1 protein-coding gene, 1 tRNA gene and 1 pseudogene are annotated in these 1319 nt (G+C 71.8%); 1 reads left to right on the top strand and 2 read right to left on the bottom strand.

Annotated features, from left to right (window positions below):
* Window positions 1-186: 186 nt before the first annotated feature.
* Entirely contained in the window at window positions 187-705 is a 519-nt protein-coding gene (gene secE / locus E4P40_RS27560; protein ID WP_135161458.1) for a preprotein translocase subunit SecE, read from the bottom strand.
* A 64-nt stretch (window positions 706-769) separates the two neighbouring features.
* Window positions 770-845 (bottom strand) — tRNA-Trp (locus tag E4P40_RS27555).
* A gap of 259 nt (window positions 846-1104) precedes the next feature.
* On the opposite strand from E4P40_RS27555, the pseudogene E4P40_RS27550 reads away from it, so the two are divergent.
* Window positions 1105-1319, top strand: a pseudogene (locus E4P40_RS27550) (aspartate aminotransferase); the annotation flags it as partial.

Below are 1319 nucleotides of genomic sequence, written 5' to 3'. Positions count from 1 at the left end.
GCGCTCGTCGGCGTCGTGACCGACGGTGCTGTGCTCATTGGTGATCTCGCGAGCTCGATCACTGCTTCTCCTCGCTGGCGCTCGTCGGCGTCGTGACCGACGGTGCTGTGCTCATTGGTGATCTCGCAAGCTCGATCACTGGGGTCACTTCCTTGTCAGGTGGCGTGCAGGTCGCGCAGGCGGTGGTCAGCCGAAGACGGCGATCACGCCCTGGGCGAAGAGCAGGTCGAGGCCGGCCACCAGCGCGACGATGAACGCCACGAAGACGATGACGACGGTCGTGTAGGTGATGAGCTCGCGCCGGCCGGGCCAGATGACCTTGCGCAGCTCGGCGACGACCTCACGGAGGAACCGGGCCAGCGAGCGCTTCTGGCGGACCCCGTCGGCGCGGGCCCGCTCCGCGGCGGCGCGGGACCGGGTGCCGCCGCCCTCGCGGGTGGCGGGACGGGACGCCGATCGGGCGGCCCGGCGGGTGAGCGCCGGCTCGTCGTCGTCGTCGTCGGACGGCGCGGTGATCCGGCCCCGGCGGCGGGCCGGGGTGGCGACGACCTTGTCCTCGTCCTCCGCAGCCTCGGCGGCGATCTCGTCCTCGGCTGCCTCGAGCTCCGCGGCGTCGTCGACCCCGGGGGCCTCGCGGTCGAGCTGCTCGTCGGTCAGCTCGGCGTCGCGAGCGTCGTCCTCGCGTCCCGGCTTCTCGTCGCTCACTGCGCCTCGCTCGCCTCGTGGTGGTGGCCGCTCTGATGAGGGCCGTCGGTCGGTCGTACTGCGGTGGCAGGGGTGACAGGACTTGAACCTGCAGCCTGCGGTTTTGGAGACCGCTGCTCTGCCAATTGAGCTACACCCCTAGAGCCCCGGACATCGAGTGCCCTGGGCCGGGCCCGGAGCCGCCCGCCTCGCCATGGCAGCACAGATCCTCGGGAGGTTCCGGGGCACGCCGGTGGCGGGGTCAGCTGCCCCAGGCGGCCAGTGTACGGGACCGCGGGCCCGCACAGCCAACGTCCTCCCGGTGCTCGAGGACTGGACGTGCGCGGGGGTTCGCGCCGTCGTCGTCGCGCATGTCCGCCTGCGTCATCGCTGACGACGGCTCTTTGACACGATGGAGGCATGACCGCTGTCTCCTCGACGGAGTCCACGTCCACCCAGTCCCCGGCCGACCGCCGGATCTCCCGCCGCATCGCCGCGATCAGCGAGTCGGCGACGCTGGCGGTGGACGCCAAGGCGAAGGCGCTCAAAGCGGCCGGGAAGCCCGTGATCGGCTTCGGTGCCGGTGAACCCGACTTCCCGACGCCGGACTACATCGTCGAGGCAGCCGTGGCGGC

It is taken from the genome of Blastococcus sp. CT_GayMR20 (assembly GCF_004570345.1).
This window is presented reverse-complemented; position numbering and strand designations above follow the sequence as displayed.